The sequence below is a fragment of the Ancylobacter oerskovii genome (assembly GCF_018390555.1).
Lineage (GTDB): Bacteria > Pseudomonadota > Alphaproteobacteria > Rhizobiales > Xanthobacteraceae > Ancylobacter > Ancylobacter oerskovii.
Genome location: NZ_JAHBGB010000041.1, coordinates 73359 through 89543, shown reverse-complemented (window position 1 = coordinate 89543; position 16185 = coordinate 73359). Strand labels below are relative to the sequence as shown.

At 70.1% G+C, this 16185-nt stretch carries 17 protein-coding genes; 11 read left to right on the top strand and 6 right to left on the bottom strand.

Annotated elements, in window-relative coordinates:
* Nucleotides 1-28: 28 nt before the first annotated feature.
* Nucleotides 29-3088 carry an EAL domain-containing protein gene (locus tag KHC19_RS19075; RefSeq protein ID WP_213355137.1) on the top strand — a complete coding sequence of 1020 codons (3060 nt, stop codon included), beginning with the start codon at nucleotides 29-31 and terminating at the stop codon, nucleotides 3086-3088.
* Between the two features lie 147 nt (nucleotides 3089-3235).
* On the opposite strand, the gene KHC19_RS19070 is transcribed toward KHC19_RS19075, so the two are convergent.
* A complete protein-coding gene (locus KHC19_RS19070; RefSeq protein ID WP_213354392.1) occupies nucleotides 3236-3862 on the bottom strand; it encodes a YqgE/AlgH family protein in 627 nt (208 codons plus the stop codon).
* Between the two features lie 136 nt (nucleotides 3863-3998).
* Here KHC19_RS19070 and KHC19_RS19065 point away from each other — a divergent pair, with 136 nt between their 5' ends.
* Together KHC19_RS19065 and KHC19_RS19060 are read left to right on the top strand one after the other, a co-directional pair.
* Nucleotides 3999-4862: a protein-disulfide reductase DsbD domain-containing protein gene (locus KHC19_RS19065; RefSeq protein WP_213354390.1), complete on the top strand. Its 864-nt coding sequence runs from the start codon at nucleotides 3999-4001 to the stop codon at nucleotides 4860-4862.
* A gap of 114 nt (nucleotides 4863-4976) precedes the next feature.
* Entirely contained in the window at nucleotides 4977-5462 is a 486-nt protein-coding gene (locus tag KHC19_RS19060) for a peroxiredoxin (protein ID WP_213354388.1), read from the top strand.
* 37 nt (nucleotides 5463-5499) lie between these two features.
* Here KHC19_RS19060 and KHC19_RS19055 read toward each other — a convergent pair whose 3' ends face one another.
* Nucleotides 5500-5706, bottom strand: a complete 207-nt coding sequence (locus KHC19_RS19055; RefSeq protein ID WP_213354386.1) for a YdcH family protein — start codon at nucleotides 5704-5706, stop codon at nucleotides 5500-5502.
* Nucleotides 5707-5942: 236 nt separating this feature from the next.
* On the opposite strand from KHC19_RS19055, the gene KHC19_RS19050 reads away from it, so the two are divergent.
* The gene (locus tag KHC19_RS19050) at nucleotides 5943-6113 is read left to right on the top strand and encodes a YdcH family protein (protein WP_213354385.1); all 171 of its coding nucleotides are present in this window, start codon (nucleotides 5943-5945) and stop codon (nucleotides 6111-6113) included.
* A gap of 273 nt (nucleotides 6114-6386) precedes the next feature.
* Nucleotides 6387-8369, top strand: a complete 1983-nt coding sequence (locus KHC19_RS19045; protein ID WP_213354383.1) for a propionyl-CoA synthetase — start codon at nucleotides 6387-6389, stop codon at nucleotides 8367-8369.
* A gap of 66 nt (nucleotides 8370-8435) precedes the next feature.
* Here KHC19_RS19045 and KHC19_RS19040 read toward each other — a convergent pair whose 3' ends face one another.
* Nucleotides 8436-9146 (bottom strand): DUF1013 domain-containing protein, encoded by a 711-nt coding sequence (locus KHC19_RS19040; protein ID WP_213354381.1) that lies wholly within the window; start codon nucleotides 9144-9146, stop codon nucleotides 8436-8438.
* A gap of 356 nt (nucleotides 9147-9502) precedes the next feature.
* On the opposite strand from KHC19_RS19040, the gene ispH reads away from it, so the two are divergent.
* The 6 genes from ispH (at nucleotide 9503) to KHC19_RS19010 (ending at nucleotide 13482) form a co-directional block, all read left to right on the top strand.
* The gene (ispH, locus tag KHC19_RS19035) at nucleotides 9503-10498 is read left to right on the top strand and encodes a 4-hydroxy-3-methylbut-2-enyl diphosphate reductase (protein ID WP_213354379.1); all 996 of its coding nucleotides are present in this window, start codon (nucleotides 9503-9505) and stop codon (nucleotides 10496-10498) included.
* 81 nt (nucleotides 10499-10579) lie between these two features.
* Nucleotides 10580-11548 carry a homoserine kinase gene (locus tag KHC19_RS19030; protein ID WP_213354377.1) on the top strand — a complete coding sequence of 323 codons (969 nt, stop codon included), beginning with the start codon at nucleotides 10580-10582 and terminating at the stop codon, nucleotides 11546-11548.
* Nucleotides 11545-12042 carry a ribonuclease HI gene (rnhA, locus tag KHC19_RS19025; RefSeq protein ID WP_213354375.1) on the top strand — a complete coding sequence of 166 codons (498 nt, stop codon included), beginning with the start codon at nucleotides 11545-11547 and terminating at the stop codon, nucleotides 12040-12042. Before KHC19_RS19030 ends, rnhA begins: the two co-directional genes overlap by 4 nt.
* Nucleotides 12039-12494 carry a DUF4260 domain-containing protein gene (locus tag KHC19_RS19020; protein ID WP_213354374.1) on the top strand — a complete coding sequence of 152 codons (456 nt, stop codon included), beginning with the start codon at nucleotides 12039-12041 and terminating at the stop codon, nucleotides 12492-12494. The genes rnhA and KHC19_RS19020 overlap by 4 nt, the downstream gene beginning before the upstream one ends.
* 115 nt (nucleotides 12495-12609) lie before the next feature.
* Nucleotides 12610-12735, top strand: coding sequence for a type B 50S ribosomal protein L36 (ykgO, locus tag KHC19_RS19015; protein WP_013167868.1), 126 nt, complete (start codon nucleotides 12610-12612; stop codon nucleotides 12733-12735).
* 78 nt (nucleotides 12736-12813) lie between these two features.
* Nucleotides 12814-13482, top strand: coding sequence for a tetratricopeptide repeat protein (locus KHC19_RS19010; protein ID WP_246549174.1), 669 nt, complete (start codon nucleotides 12814-12816; stop codon nucleotides 13480-13482).
* Nucleotides 13483-13509: 27 nt separating this feature from the next.
* On the opposite strand, the gene KHC19_RS19005 is transcribed toward KHC19_RS19010, so the two are convergent.
* The 3 genes from KHC19_RS19005 to KHC19_RS18995 all read right to left on the bottom strand — a co-directional run bounded on the left by KHC19_RS19005 (nucleotide 13510) and on the right by KHC19_RS18995 (nucleotide 16122).
* Complete coding sequence (locus KHC19_RS19005) at nucleotides 13510-14025, bottom strand: dihydrofolate reductase (protein ID WP_213354372.1); 516 nt, start codon at nucleotides 14023-14025, stop codon at nucleotides 13510-13512.
* The gene (locus tag KHC19_RS19000; RefSeq protein WP_213354371.1) at nucleotides 14022-15314 is read right to left on the bottom strand and encodes a flavin monoamine oxidase family protein; all 1293 of its coding nucleotides are present in this window, start codon (nucleotides 15312-15314) and stop codon (nucleotides 14022-14024) included. The genes KHC19_RS19005 and KHC19_RS19000 overlap by 4 nt, the downstream gene beginning before the upstream one ends.
* Before the next feature lie 67 nt (nucleotides 15315-15381).
* The gene (locus KHC19_RS18995) at nucleotides 15382-16122 is read right to left on the bottom strand and encodes a ClpXP protease specificity-enhancing factor SspB (protein WP_213354370.1); all 741 of its coding nucleotides are present in this window, start codon (nucleotides 16120-16122) and stop codon (nucleotides 15382-15384) included.
* Nucleotides 16123-16185: the final 63 nt, after the last annotated feature.

Below are 16185 nucleotides of genomic sequence, written 5' to 3'. Positions count from 1 at the left end.
GCTGGCGCTGCTGCCGGCGGCGACGCTGATGCCGGGCATGGCGCATGCGCTCGACGCGGTGGCGATCCGGCTCGACGCGCCGGTGATCGACCTCGCCCCCGCCATCGAACGGCACGACACCGAGGGCGACAGCATCCCGGTCTCCACCGTGCCGGGCGCCGACGGCATCGTGCGCCGCTTCGAGGTGCGCGCCGTCGCCCCGACGGCCCAGGGCAGCAAATGGGCGGTGTTCGCCCTCGCCAACAATACCGACGAGCAGGTCGACCGGCTGATCGTGGCGCCGCATTACCGCATGGTCGGCTCCGGCGTGTTCTGGCCGGACCTCGGCAACCGGCGCATCCTCAACCTGACGCCCAGCCAGGGCTTCCGCCCGGAGCTGCAGAGCGCCTCGGACGCCGACGTCTATCTCGTCACCCTCGACCCCGGCACCACGGTGACGCTGGTCGCCGAGCTCGCCGACGGCAACCTGCCGCAGCTGCAGCTGTGGGAGCCGGAGACCTTCAAGGACAAGGTCAACTCCTTCACCCTCTATAACGGCATCGTGATCGGCATTGCCGGCCTGCTCGCTTTGTTCCTCACCATCCTGTTCGTGGTGAAGGGCAGCGCCATGTTCCCGGCCGCCGCGCTGCTGGCCTGGGCGGTGCTGGGCTATATCGGCCTCGATTTCGGCTTCTGGTCGAAGGTGTTCGGCATCTCGCCGCTGGCCCAGCAATTCTGGCGCGCCGCCGGCGAGGCGATCCTCGCCGCCACGCTGGTGGTGTTCCTGTTCGCCTATCTCAACCTCAACCGCTGGCATGTGCGCTACATGCACATCACCGCCGGCTGGCTGGTGTTCCTGGTCGCGCTGGTGGGGCTGGCGCTGCTCGACCCCTCGGCCGCCGCCGGCATCGCCCGCCCCTCGCTGCTGGTGGTTTCGGTGATGGGCTTCGCGGTGGTAGTGTGGCTGTCGCTGCACCGCTACGACCGCGCGGTGCTGATCATCCCCACGCTGTTCCTGCTGATGGTGTGGGTGATCACCGCCGGCATGGCGGTGTCCGGGCGCATCGGCAACGACCTCGTCGCCCCGGCGCTGCTCGGCGGCCTGGTGCTGATCGTCATGCTGATCGGCTTCACGGTGATGCAGCACGCCTTCGCCGGCATCGGCTCGGTGGCCGGCAGCGCGCAGGAGCTGGAGCGCCGGGCGCTCGCCGTGGCCGGCTCCGGCGACATCGTCTGGGACTGGGATGTCGATGCCGACCGCATCCATGTCAGCCCCGAGGCCGAACAGCTGCTGGGCCTGAAGGCGGGGGCGCTCGACACCGAGGCGACCGGCTGGCTGGAGATCATCCATCCCGCCGACCGCGACCGCTTCCGCGCCACCCTCGACGGCCTGCTCGACCAGCGGCGCGGGCGCATCGACCAGGATTTCCGCCTGCGCAGCAAGGACGGCCACTATCTGTGGTTCAACCTGCGCGCCCGGCCGGTGGTCGGCACCGACGGCGAGGTGGTGCGCTGCATCGGCACGCTCTCCGACGTCACCGACAGCCGCACCGCCGAGGAGCGGATGCTGCACGACGCCGTGCACGACAACCTCACCGGCCTGCCCAATCGCGAGCTGTTCCTCGATCGCCTGAACTCGGCGCTGTCCTTCTCCCGCTCGGACGACACGCTGAAGCCGACCATCATGCTGGTCGACCTCGACCGCTTCAAGCAGGTGAACGCCAGCCTCGGCATGCCGGCCGGCGATTCCATCCTGCTCACCGTAGCGCGCCGGCTGATGCGCCTCGCCAAGCAGCAGGACACCCTCGCCCGTCTCGGTGGCGATCATTTCGCGCTGATCCTGATGAGCGAGAAGGACCCCGAGCGCGTCACCGCCTTCGCCGACACGCTGCGGCGCACCTTGCGCGCGCCGATCACCTTCGGCGACCGCGAGATCTTCATCACCGCCTCCATCGGCCTGCTGCTCGCCGACGAGCAGAAGCGCACGCCGCAGGAAATGCTGAAGGATGCCGAGCTGGCGATGTACTTCGCCAAGCGCGTCGGCGGCGACCGCATCGAGGTGTTCCGCCCCTCCATGCGCACCCAGAAGCTCGACCGGCTGACGCTGGAGAGCGACCTGCGCAGCGCGCTGGAAAAGGGCGAGATCGGCGTCGTCTACCGGCCGGTCATGGACCTGAACAGCCGGGCGCTCGCCGGCTTCGAGGCCTCGACGCGCTGGCAGCATCCCACGCTCGGCACGCTCGGGCCGGACGACTTCATGACGCTGGCCGAGGATAGCGGCCTCAGCGTCGACATCGGCCTGTTCGTGCTCGATGCGGCGGCCCGCCAGCTCGGCGCCTGGCAGCGGGCGATGCGCGGCGAGCCGATCTTCGTCACCGTCGATATTTCCTCGCGGCAGATGCTGCGGCACGACCTGCTGCAGGACCTCAAGGCCATCCTCGCCCGCAACGTGGTGGCGCCCGGCACGCTGAAGCTGGAGCTCTCCGAGACGCTGGCGATGGAAAACCCGGAATATGCCGCGCAGATCCTCTTGCGCATGCGCGAGCTGGGCGCCGGGCTGACGCTGGACGATTTCGGCACCGGCTATTCCTCGCTCGCCTATCTCCAGCGCTTCCCCTTCGACACCATCAAGGTGGACCGCACCTTCGTCAAAGCCCTGGGCCGCAACGGCAACAAGGCGCAGCGGCCGGTCATCCTGCGCACCATCGTCACCATGGCGCACGATCTCGGCATGGAGATCGTGGCGGAAGGCGTGGAATCCGAGCCCACCGCCGCCGCACTCGCCAAGCTCGGCTGCCGCTTCGGACTGGGGCCGCTGTTCGGCGAGACCATGACGGCGGAGGAAGCGCGCCGGCTGCTGCAGCCCGACGCCTCGCCCACCTCGCTACTGGAGCGCGGCCGCCTGCTGCGCCGCGGCGGCGGCAAGCCGGAAGCGAAGGCCGGGGAAAAGCCCGCCGACAAGCCGGCCCCGGCGAGCCCGGTCGCCGCCCGGCCGGCGGCGTCGCCGCAGCCGCGCCCCGCAGCGGCACGCCCGGCGGCGGCTCCGCCCGCCCCGCCGCCGACCGAGCCGTCCCGGCCGGCCGGCCCCGCTCCCGCCAAGGCCTCCTGACCGGCCGGCTCCCGACGGATATTCCACCGGTCGGGGCCATCACGGCACGCGGCCGCCTGCGACGAGGCCACCGGCGCGACCATGGGTGGGGACATGCGCGGAAGACGTGCGCGAGCCGCCTTCCGGCGGGGGCGCGCGGACAGAACGTCAGGCGTGGCCGGCCTCGGCGGAGAGCATGCCGGGATCGATGCCGAGCTTGCGCAGGGCCCGCTCATATTTGCCGGCCGCGTCAGTGCCGAACACCAGCGAGGCGTCGGCCGGGCAGTTGAGCCAGCCATTCTGCTGGATCTCGTTCTCGAGCTGCCCCGCCGCCCAGCCGGCATAGCCGAGCGCCAGCACCGCATCGTGCGGTCCGCCGCCGGCGGCGATGGCCTTCAATATGTCGAGGGTCGCGGTGAGGCAGATGCCGCTGTCGATGGTCAGCGTCGAATCCTGGATGAAGAAATCCGAGGAGTGCAGCACGAAGCCGCGCCCGGTCTCCACCGGCCCGCCCTTCAGCACCGTCACCTCGCCGGCGCCGCGCGGCAGGTGGATGCGCTCCTCCTCCGGCACCACGTCGAGCTGCACGAGCAGATCGCGGAAGCTGATGTGGCTGGCCGGCTGGTTGACGATGATGCCCATCGCCCCCTCCGGCGAATGGGCGCACATATAGATCACCGCGCGGGCGAAGCGCTCGTCGCGCATGCCGGGCATCGCCACCAGCAGCTGCCCGTCGAGGAAGCTGGGGCCCGAGGCACGGTCATCGCCGCCTTTGTCCGTCTGTCCGATCCACATGAGGGGAAGCCTAGCCCCCACCCGCGCTTTTTCAAGCCCGCCACAGCGACCGACACCGCCCTCCCGCCGGGGGCTCACACGAAATTGCGGGCGCTGCCGCTTTCCCCCGCTGCCGCGACAGGCTATCGGGCTGGACATGATCGCCCGCTTCCGCCTCGCCGCCCCGCTGCTCGCCGCTCCCGTCGTGGCCGCCCTGTCGCTGCCCGCGACCGCGGAGGTCGAATCGCCGTGGTCGGCGCCGGAGGGAACCGCGGTGCGGCTGATCGCCGGCGCGCGCGAGGGCGACGCCCATCGCGCCGGCGTCGAGATCCGGCTGGCGCCCGGCTGGAAGACCTATTGGCGCTACCCGGGCGACGCCGGCATCCCGCCGCATTTCGACTGGAGCGATTCCGACAATGTCGACCGTGTCGAGGTCGACTGGCCGGCGCCGGCCCGCTTCGACGAAGGCGGCGCCACCTCCATCGGCTACAAGCGCGACGTGGTGCTGCCCCTGAAGGTGGTGCCGAAGGACCCGGCGCGGCCGGTGCGGCTCGACCTCGCGCTCGATTTCGCGGTATGCTCCACCGTCTGCCAGCCGGCAAGCGCCAGCCTCGCGCTCGACATTCCCGCCGGGGGCGCCGGCCCGACGCCGCAGGAGCTGGAGACGGCGGCGGCGCAGGTGCCCCGCCCCGCCGCGCTCGCCGCTTCCGGCGCGCCGGCCATCGAGGAGGCCCGGCTCGAAGGCACGGGCGATGCAGCCCGCATCCGGGTGACCGCCCGTCTCGCCGATCCCGCGGCCGGCGACCTGTTCGTCGAAGGCCCGACCGAGGACTGGGCGCTGCCGCTGCCCGAGCGGGAGGCCGGCCGCGACGGCCGCACCGTCTTCGTGCTGCCGGTCGACGGCGTGCCGAAGGGGGCGAGCCTCGCCGACGTCCCGCTGCGCTTCACCCTGGTCGATGGCCGCAGCGGTGCCGGGCCGGCGCCGGCGGTCGAGGTGACGGCGCCGCTTTCCACGCCCTGAAAACGCTTTCCGTCCGGCGGGAACCGATTATGCTACCGGCGCCGTGCCGGGGCCGCGCCAGAATGGCTCCGCGTGGCAGCCATATCATTTGACGCCCGTTGAAAGGAATTCCCCATGACGATCAAGGTCGGCGACACCCTGCCGAGCGCCACCTTCCGCGTCGCCACCGCGGACGGCCCCGTGCCGAAGTCCACCGAGGAAGTCTTCAAGAACAAGAAGGTCGTGCTGTTCGCCGTGCCGGGCGCCTTCACCCCGACCTGCCACAAGAACCACCTGCCGAGCTTCATCGCCCGCGCCGACGAGTTCTTCGCCAAGGGCGTGACCACCATCGCCGTGACCGCGGTCAACGATCCGTTCGTGCTGGAAGCCTGGGAGAAGGCCTCCGGGGCCGACGGCAAGATCCTGTTCCTCTCCGACGGCAATGGCGAGTTCGCCAAGGCGCTGGGCCTCGACTTCGACGCCTCGGCCGCCGGGCTCGGCCTGCGCTCCAAGCGCTATTCGATGCTGGTCGACGACGGCGAGGTGCTGATCCTCAATGTCGAGCCGGTGCCGAGCAAGGCCGACACCACCAATGCCGACGTGCTGCTGACGCAGTTCTGAGAACCGGCCCCGGCGGCGACGCTGCCGGGGCGACGGCTCAGGCGATGATATCCGGCAGGATCTGGTCCTCGACGAAGCCGATGCGGTCCTTGAGCGACAGCTTGCGCTTCTTCAGCCGCGCAAGCTGAAGCTGGTCGCAGCCCGGAATGGACTGCAGCGCCTCGATCGCACTGTCGAGATCGCGATGCTCCTGCCGCAGACGCTCGAGGAGCGCCTGCAGCTCGCGTTCCTCATCCGTCGTCATCTGTGCCAAAACGCCGACCCGCAACCCGATTCGCTCAACCCCGCGCCGTGGCGGGCGGCGCGATTATCACTGGGCTTGCCCCCGGCCGCAATATGCCGGCCCGCGCGTGCCGGCGATCATACCCCCCGTTTTGCACCGCACGCACATGCTGCGCCGCAGCGCATCGATTCGTCGACAGCGCCGATCTTCGGTGACAGACTGATGACGTTCCTATCCAGACAGGGAGATCACAGTCCATGTCCATGCAGGCGCATGTCGCGGAACTCGAAAGGCGCCACCAGGCGCTCGACAAGGAACTGAAGGCCGAAATGGCCCACCCCGCATCAAGCGAAGAGAGAATTGCCGAATTGAAGCGGCGAAAGCTGCACCTCAAGGACGAAATCACCCGGTTGAAGACGGTGCATTAACCGGTCACAGCCCGACAGGCCGACGTAGAGCGGGTTCGGACCCGGACCCACATACCGCAGGCTCAAGCGCTGTGGATCGATGAGTGGAAGGTACAGCGTCTTTCGCCGCCGGCCCTCGGGCCGGCGGTTCGCGTTTCCCGCCCCGCCCGGGACGGCAAGCGGCCCGACCCAAGCGGCTCGACCAAGGTCGTAAGCATTTGAGCGTTCTTGCAGGCGAAACCCGCCGTCGGTTTCCTTGAAGAAAAACATCATCGGTTCAGGGAGACGCCGAATATGACCCGTTCCGGCTACAGTGCCGCCTATGACGCCGCGACGAGCGATCCCGAAAGCTTCTGGGGCAAGGCGGCCAAGGCCATCGACTGGATCGCCCCGCCGCGGCAGGTGTTCGATCCCGCCCTCGGCGCCTATGGGCGCTGGTTCGTCGGCGGCCTCGCCAATGTCTGTCACAATGCGGTGGACCGGCATGTCGACGCCGGGCGCGGCCTGCAGCCCGCCATTCTCTATGACAGCCCGGTGACCGGCAGCCAGCGCACCGTCACCTATGCCGAGCTCATGGCCGAGACCCGCACCCTCGGCGCCATGCTGCGCGACCTCGGCATCGAGAAGGGCGACCGCGTGGTCATCTACATGCCGATGGTACCGGAGGCGGTGATCGCCATGCTGGCCTGCGCCCGCATCGGCGCCGTGCATTCGGTGGTGTTCGGCGGCTTCGCCGCGGCGGAACTGGCGAGCCGCATCGACGATGCGCAGCCGAAAGTCGTGCTTTCCGCCTCCTGCGGCGTCGAGCCGACCCGTTTCGTCGCCTACAAGCCGCTGCTCGACCAGGCGCTCGCCATGGCGAAGCACCGGCCGGACGCCTGCGTCATCCTGCAGCGCCCGCAAATGGAGGCCGAGCTCGTCCCCGGGCGCGATCACGACTGGGCGAGCCTGCGCGAGAAGGCGGCCGCCGGCGGGCGCGGGGTCGACTGCGTGCCGATGGGCGCCACCGATCCGCTCTACATCCTCTACACCTCCGGCACCACCGGCAAGCCGAAGGGGGTCGTCCGCGACACCGGCGGCTACATGGTGGCGCTGCGCTGGTCGATGGAAGGCCTCTACGGCGCGAAGCCCGGCGAGGTGTTCTGGTCCGCCTCCGACATCGGCTGGGTGGTCGGCCATTCCTACATCGTCTACGCGCCGCTGCTCACCGGCTGCACCACCGTGCTCTACGAGGGCAAGCCGGTGGGCACGCCCGATGCCGGCGCCTTCTGGCGGGTGGTCGAGGACTACAACGTCTCGGTGCTGTTCACCGCCCCGACCGCGCTGCGCGCGATCAAGAAAGAGGATCCCAGGGGCCGGCTGATCGGCGGCTACGATCTCTCCAGCCTGCGGGCGCTGTTCCTCGCCGGCGAGCGCGCGGATCCCGATACGGTGATATGGGCGGGCGAGAAGCTCGGGGTGCCGGTGGTCGATCATTGGTGGCAGACCGAGACCGGCTGGGCCATCGCCGGCAATCCGATGGGACTCGGCCTGCTGCCGGTGAAGCCCGGCTCGACCGGCGTGCCGATGCCCGGCTACCGCATCGACATACTCGACGAGGGGGGCCATGAGGTCGCCGACGGCAAGATGGGCTCGATCGCCATCAAGCTGCCACTGCCGCCCGGCTGCCTGCCGACGCTGTGGCGGCAGGACCAGCGCTTCGTCGAGAGCTACCTCGCGGAGTTTCCCGGCTACTACAAGACGGCGGATGCCGGCTTCCGCGACGCCGACGGACAGCTCTTCATCATGGGCCGCACCGACGACATCATCAATGTCGCCGGCCACCGCCTGTCCACCGGCGGCATGGAGGAGGTGCTGGCCTCGCACCCGGATGTCGCCGAATGCGCGGTGATCGGCGTGCAGGACGAGCTGAAGGGCGAGGTGCCCTGCGGCTTCGTGGTGCTGAAATCCGGCGTCGATCGCCCGCCGGCCGCCATCGAGGGCGAGATCGTCGCCCTGGTGCGCGAGCGCATCGGCCCGGTAGCGGCGTTCCGCATCGCCATCGCCGTCGCCCGGCTGCCCAAGACCCGCTCCGGCAAGATCCTGCGCGGCACCATGAAGAAGATCGCCGACGCCACGCCGTGGAACATGCCGGCCACCATCGACGATCCCGCAGTGCTGGACGAGATCGCCGCGGTGCTGAAGCAGCGCGGCCATGCCGCCGGCCAGACGGGCAGTCACGCGGGTGGCCAAGCAGGCGGCCACGCCAAGCGCGGCGCCAAGCCGAGCGCCGCCTGAGCACCCGCCAAAAGCAAGGGGCGCCGAAGCGCCCCTTTTTCATCGTTTCTGCCGATGCGGCGAGGATCACTCCTCCTCGCCGGCCTCGCTCTTGCGCGAGCCACCGAGCTTGGCGAACACCGTCTCGAGATCGAGCGCCTCTTCCTTCGGCTTGCGCGACGGGGAATAGGGCTCGTCGAGCGGCGCGCCGGAGGTGGTGACCTCCGCCGGCAGCAGCGTCGCGCCGCCGCCCTCGGCGAGCGCCGCCGGACGGTCCTTGGAGGAGCGCTGCACCTCGATGTCGAGGTCGATCTGCGAGCACAGGCCCAGCGTCACCGGGTCCATCGGCGTCAGGTTCTGCGCATTCCAGTGGGTGCGCTCCTTGATCGACTCGATGGTGGTCTTGGTGGTGCCGACCAGCCGCATCACCTGGCTGTCCTTCAGCTCCGGGTGGTTGCGCAGCAGCCAGAGGATGGCGTTCGGCCGGTCCTGGCGCTTGGAGACCGGGGTGTAGCGCGGGCCGCGGCGGCGCTTCGGCTCCGGCAGCCGCACCTTGGATTCGAGCAGCTTCAGGCGGTAGTTCGGGTTCTTCTCCGCCCGCTCGATCTCCTCGCGCGACAGCTGGCCCGAGGAAACCGGATCGAGGCCCTTGATGCCCTGCGCGACCTCGCCATCGGCGATGCCCTTCACCTCAAGCACATGCAGCTTGCAGAAATCGGCGATCTGATCGAACGTCAGCGCGGTGTTTTCCACCAGCCACACGGCGGTGGCCTTCGGCATAAGAGGGGCGTTCGCCATGGGGCGCTCCTTGAATGGCTTGCGGCCAGCGAATGCGGGACGTACGGGCTCTCGCTCGCTCCGCCACCCCCTCGGGGGCGGAGCCTCGGACCGTCTCGCGATGACCGGGATGTGATGAATATAGGCCCGCCGGCCCGCGCGTGCAAACCCAAAGACACCGCATCGCGCCGGTGCGGTGCCCTGCCGCCCGGCCCCCGGCTTCGGCGAGGCGGCCGGGGCCGCTTGACACTGCGTGCCACGCCACCCATGAGGTGAGGTGAATTTCACTTTCTGATCGAAAGTCACATTTAAGGTTTGAAATTCACGGCTGCCTCGTCGCCATGCTCCGGCGCAGCGGCCCTCTGACGGAAGCTGCGATGAGCCCGACCGCCTCGACTGCCGAAAAGCCCCCGCTGCGCGTCCTGCTCTGCGCGCCGCGCGGCTTCTGCGCCGGCGTGGTGCGGGCGATCGACGCGGTGGAGCGGGCGCTGGCGCTCTACGGGCCCCCGGTCTATGTGCGCCACGAGATCGTGCACAACAAATATGTCGTCGAGGGACTGAAGGCGAAGGGCGCGATCTTCGTCGAGGAACTGGACGAGATACCGGAAGCCACCACCGCGCCGGTGATCTTCTCCGCCCACGGGGTGGCGAAGTCGGTGCCGGAAGACGCGGCGCGGCGCAACTTCTACGCCATCGACGCCACCTGCCCGCTGGTGACCAAGGTGCACCGCGAGGCGACGGTCCACTTCAAGAAGGGACGCGAGGTGGTGCTGATCGGCCATGCCGGCCACCCGGAGGTGATCGGCACCATGGGGCAACTGCCCGAGGGCGCGGTGACGCTGGTCGAGACCGCCGAACAGGCGCGACACTTCACGCCGCGCGATCCGCAGAACCTCGCCTATACGACGCAGACCACCCTCTCGATCGACGACACCGCCGAGATCGTCGACATCCTGCGCGCCCGCTTCCCGGCGATGACGGCGCCGCACAAGGAAGACATCTGCTACGCCACCACCAACCGCCAGGAAGCGGTGAAGAAGGTGGCGCCGGAGGTGGACGCGATGATCGTGGTCGGCGCGCCCAACTCCTCCAATTCGCAGCGCCTGCGCGAGGCGGCCGAGCGCGCCGGCTGCCGCATCGCCGTCCTCGTGCAGCGGGCCGGCGAGATCGACTGGGACATGTTCGGCACCATTTCCTCGCTGGCGGTGACGGCGGGCGCCTCGGCGCCGGAGATCCTCGTCGAGGAGATCATCGACGCCTTCGCCGAGCGCTTCGACGTCAGGGTCGAGACCGTGCATACCGTGCAGGAGGACGTGTTCTTCCCCCTGCCCCGGCAGCTGCGCCCCGACGCGCCCGGCGCCGCCGCCGAATAGCCGGGCCCGCGCCTGCCCGCTCACCGAACCGCCGCCGCCGAATCCCGCCGCCGCATTCCGCCACTCAAGGTCCGCCCCTCCATGGCCGTCTATACCGACGTCTCGCCGGAACAGCTCGAAGCCTTCCTCTCCACCTATGATCTCGGCCGGTTGCGCGCCTTCAAGGGCATCGCCGAAGGGGTGGAGAATTCCAACTTCCTCCTGCAGACCGAGGCCGGCAGCTTCATCCTCACCTTGTACGAGAAGCGGGTGAACCCGGCCGACCTGCCCTTCTTCATCGGGCTGATGCAGCATCTCGCCGCGCGCGGCATCGATTGCCCGCAGCCGGTAAAGAACCGCGAGGGCGTGGCGCTCGGCACGCTGGCCGGCCGGCCGGCGCTGATCGCCACCTTTCTCTACGGCACCTCAGTGCGCCGCCCGAGCGTCGCCAATTGCGCCGCGCTCGGCACCGCCCTCGCCGGACTGCACAGGGCGGGTGCCGACTTCACCGCCTCCTCCCGCGTGAACGCGCTCTCCGTCCCCGGCTGGCGGCCGCTCTACGAGCAGGCGAAGGACCGCGCCGACACGGTGGCGCCGGGGCTTTCGGCGCTGATCGCCGACGAGCTCTCCGTGCTGGAGCCCGCGTGGCCGAGCGGCCTGCCGGCGGGCGTCATCCATGCCGACCTGTTCCCCGACAACGTGTTCTTCACCGGCGAGGAACTCACCGGGCTGATCGACTTCTATTTCGCCTGCAACGACCTGCTCGCCTATGACGTCGCCATCTGCCTCAACGCCTGGTGCTTCGAGCCGGACGGCGCCTACAACCAGACCAAGGGACGGGCGCTGCTCGCCGCCTACCGGACGGTGCGGCCGCTATCGGACCAAGAGATCGCCGCCCTGCCGATGCTGTGCCGCGGCGCGGCGCTGCGCTTCTTGCTCACCCGCCTCGTCGACTGGCTCAACGTGCCGCCCGGCGCGCTGGTGCGCCCGCACGACCCCAAGGAATATCTGCGCAAGCTGCGTTTCCACCGCTCGGTGACGAGCCCCGCCGATTACGGGGTGGCGTCGTGAAGGCCGCGCCCGGCACCGCCCGCATCTTCGCCGACGAGGAGAGCCGCCCGGCCGGCGGCGTCGAGGTGTGGACCGACGGCGCCTGCTCCGGCAATCCCGGCCCCGGCGGCTGGGGGGCGATCTTGCGCTATGGCGAGCATGCGCGCGAGCTCTCCGGCGGCGAATCGCCGACCACCAACAACCGCATGGAGCTGATGGCGGCGATCTCGGCGCTGGAGGCGCTGAAGCGCCCCTGCACGGTCGACCTGCACACCGACAGCGAATATCTGCGCAACGGCGTCACCAAGTGGATCCACGGCTGGAAGAAGAACGGCTGGCGGACGGCGGACCGGAAGCCGGTGAAGAATGTCGACCTCTGGGAGCGGCTCGACGCCGCGCTCGGCACCCACGAGATCCGCTGGCACTGGGTGAAGGGCCATGCCGGCGACCCGATGAACGAGCGCGCCGACGAACTGGCCCGCGCCGGCATGGCGCCCTACAAGGCCGGCCGATGAGCGCCGGACCGGGCCAGCGTCGAGGGACCCGCCCGGTCGATTCGGCGGGAGCCGCCACCGGCGCGCCCCGCCTCGTGCTGCGGCTCGAGGGCCTCGCCATCGCCGCGGCGGCCCTCCTCGCCTACCGGCACATGGATGCGGGCTGGGGAATGTTCGCGGCGCTCCTCCTCGCCCCCGACCTCAGCCTGCTCGCCTATCTCGCCGGGCCGCGCGCCGGGGCCGTCTTCTACAATGCCGCCCATTCCTACCTGCTCCCGGCGCTGCTCGCCGGCACGGGCCTGGCGCTCGGCCGGGAACGGCCGGTGGCGGTGGCATTGATCTGGATCGCGCATGTCGGCATCGACCGCGCGCTCGGCTACGGCCTGAAATATCCCGGCGGTTTCGGGCTGACCCATCTCGGCCGCATCGGCAAGGCGCAGGCCGATGGGGATCAAAAGCCTTCACCCGATTGACAAAGACCCCATGGCTCCGCTATCAGCCGGGCCTCGAATTCAAGCTGGCGGACGGGGCGCGGCCATGGAGGCGCCGTCTCATGCGCAGGCGCACTCGATCCGAAGGTGAAATATTATGAAGATCCGTAACTCGCTCAAGTCGCTGCTCGGCCGTCACCGCGACAACCGTCTGGTGCGCCGCAAGGGCCGCGTCTACATCATCAACAAGACCCAGAAGCGCTTCAAGGCCCGCCAGGGCTGAGACGTTTCCGCCATCGCATTCCCCGGCGCCGCCTTCACGTTTTGCGGCGCCGCGGTGCCGGCGATTGACGAAGGCGCCATGTTTCCCGACACTCGGGGCATGCGCGCCTTTTTTGCTGTCCTGATCCTCGCCTTTTCGCCGCTCGCCGCGCTGGCGCAGACCACGCCGCAAGAGGTTGTGCCGCATGAGACCGTGCCGCCAGCGGCCAAGGTCGAGCCGGGGCCCGAGCAGAAGCCGGCCAATTCCGTGGCGACCGAGCCCGACCGCGACAAGCGCCTCGATGCACTGTTCGCGGCGCTGAAGGCGGCACCGACGCAGGACGCCGCCAAGGACATCGCCGACCGCATCGACATCGCGCTGACGCCTTCCGGCAGCGACACCGTCGACCTGCTGATGAGCCGGGCCGCCACCGCCGCCCAGGCCAAGGATTACGACCTCGCCGTCCAGTTGCTCGACGGCATCCTCACCGTCGATCCCGACCATCTCGACGCCTGGAACCGGCGCGCGACGGTGTTCTATCTGCAGGAGGACTATGCCGATGCCCTCGCCGATCTCCGGCAGGTGGTCACCCGCGAGCCGCGCCACTATGCGGCCTGGATGGGCATCGCGCTGATCGCCAAGGACCTCGGCGACGAGAAGCGCGCGCTGGAAGCGGTACGCAAGGCGCGCGACATCTACCCGCAATTCGAGCAGGCCGAGGAAATGGAGAAGACGCTGTCGATCTCCGTCGAGGGCCGGCCGATCTGAGGCCGGGCCCGGCCGGCACGCCGAAGCTCAGGCCCGCACGTAATCCACGAAGCTGAAGGCGTATTCGTCCTTCTCGGTCTGGAACGGCCCCTCGCGGCCGATCTCCCGCCAGGCCGCACGGTCGACATCCGGGAAGAACACGTCGCCCGCCGGCTCGCCATGCACCTCGGTGAGCCGCAGCCGCGCCGCCAGCGGCAGCGCCTGCGCATAGATCTGCGCGCCGCCGATCACCGCCATCTCGTCGACGCCCATCCGCTCCGCCTCGCGCACGCCCATGTCGAGCGCCGCCTCGAGCGAGGGCACCACATGCACCGTTTCCGAGGCCGGCAGGAAGGCGGTGTCGCGGCTGATGACGATGCTGGTGCGCCCCGGCAGCGGCTTGCCGATGGAATCGAAGGTGCGCCGCCCCATCAGAATCGGCTTGCCCCAGGTGATGGCGCGGAAGCGCTTCAGGTCGCCGGAAAGCCGCCAGGGCAGCTCGGCGCCGCGCCCGATCACCCCGTTGGCGCCCAGCGCCGCGATCACCACCAGATCGGTGCTCATGCCGCCGCTCCCTTCCGCGTGGCGAGTACCGCATCGGCGGCGGCCAGTCCGGTGAGATGCGCGCCATGCGCGGTGGAATAGGCATGGGCGGAGACCGCCTCACCGGCGAACAGCACCCGCCCGCCCATGAGCGGCGCGACATGCTCCGGCGACAGGCGCGCGCGCAGGGGCGCGAGGCCCGGCAGCGCGCAGCTATAGGCGCCGCCGATCAGCGGGTCGGCCACCCAGCCGGTGGTGGCTGCTCCCTTCACCCGCGCCCGGATCCCGGCGCCGAAGGCGTCTACCAGCGCCGCAAGGGCAAAGTCGACCATCGCCTGCGGCCCGGCGGCGACGAGAGCGGCGGCATTGGCGCCGCCGAGCTGGCCGATCGCCATCGGCGCCCCGAACGGGTTCAGGGTGAAGTTGATCGGCTTGCGCGCGGGATCGCGCAGATCCAGCGTGTCGACATAGGTGGTCGGCGGCAGGCCGAACACGTCGCGGTCGAACAGGAAGGCCACTTTCTCCGCCGCCCCGAGCGGCAGGGCCGCGAAGGCCTCCTCCAGCTCCACCGGCAAGCCGGGACGGAAGCGGATCGCCCCCCTGGCCAGCACGCCGGTCGGCACGGCGAGGATGACATGCCCCGCGGCGAGCGTGCCGCGCGGGGTGGTCACCGTCACGCCGGCGCCGGACCAGTCCACCGCCTCGACCGGGCAGGAGGTGAGGATATCGAGCCCGGGAGCCGCCCGCGCGGCCACCGCCTGCACCAGCGCCCCGTAGCCGTGCACGACCGGATAGTTCTCCGACGTATCGGAATAGGCGGCATAATCGAGCGTGGAGATGCGCTCGGGCTCGGCGGCGGACATCAGCGTCAGCCAGTGGCGGGAAAGCCGCAGCCAGGGATCTGCGGCATCGAGGCAATCGGCGGCGGCGATGTCGCGGCCGGCCTCGCCCGCCGCCTTCACCGCCGCGAAGGTGCCGTCGATCGCTTCCCAGATGGCGTGGCGTTCGGCTTCGTCGGCCCAGCGATTGCCGAGATGGGTGTCACGGGCCTGCCGGGTGCCGCGCGCGAGATAGCCGAGGCCGAGCTCGTCGGCCGCGGTGCGCAGGGGATTGACCGACGCCGAATGCAGCCAGTGGCAGCCGCGGTCCCAGGCGACGCCGAAGGTCGCAGTATCGGTGAAGGCGCGTCCGCCGGTGCGGGCCGCCGCCTCCAGCACCCGCACCCGGGCACCCGCCCGGTGCAGCCGCGCCCCGGCCGCAAGGCCGGCGGCACCGGCCCCGACCACCAGCACGTCGTAATCGTCACTCATGAAACCGCCGCTCCCCGATCGGGCGACATGCGGCGGCGGCCGAGCCCCACCGGCAGGCTGGCTGCGTTCACTTCTTGCGGAAGGCGTCGAGCCGCACCACCTGCGCGCCGCCTTCCTTCGCCTCGTCCGGGGCGGCCTCGCCGGCCTTGGCGCCGGACGGCGCCGCTTCGCCGGCCTTGGACGCGGCAGGCTTGCTGCCGGTAGACTTGGCCTCGCCGGCCTTCGGCGCTTCCGCGCCGGCCGCGGGCTTCGGCGCCGGCGAAGGCTTGTCCTTGGCGGCGGTACCGGCCGCGTCGGCCTTGGCTGGCTCGCTCGCGGCGGCGGGGGCGGTGCGCGGCTGCGGGCGCGCGGCCGGAACCGGCGCCTTGGACGTCTCGCGATCCGCCGGGCGGATATCCGAAAGGCTGGTCACCTCGGCACCCTCCGTCGCCTCGGGTGCGGCGGCGTCCTCCGACGGCGGCTCGAACTGCAGGCCGAACTTCACCGACGGATCGAAGAAGCCCTTGAGCGCGTCGAACGGGATGTGCAGGCGCTCGGGAATGCCGTTGAAGGACAGGCCGACCTCGAAGAACAGCTCGGTGACCACGAGGTCCCAGAACTGGTGCTGGAGGACGATCGTCATCTCCTCGGGATAGCGCTCCTTCAGCCGCGCCGACAGCCGCACGCCGGGCGCCTGCGTATCGAAGGAAATATAGAGATGGTGGTCGCCCGGCAGGCCATCGCGCGCGACATCGGTCAGCACGCGGCGGACGACGGCGCGCAGGGCGTCCTGCACCAGCAGATCGTAGCGGATAAGGTCGACGGTCATGACGGCAATGAACCCGATTCCGGCCGTCCTTGCCAGCCCGCGCCGGACATGAAGGCGAAATTT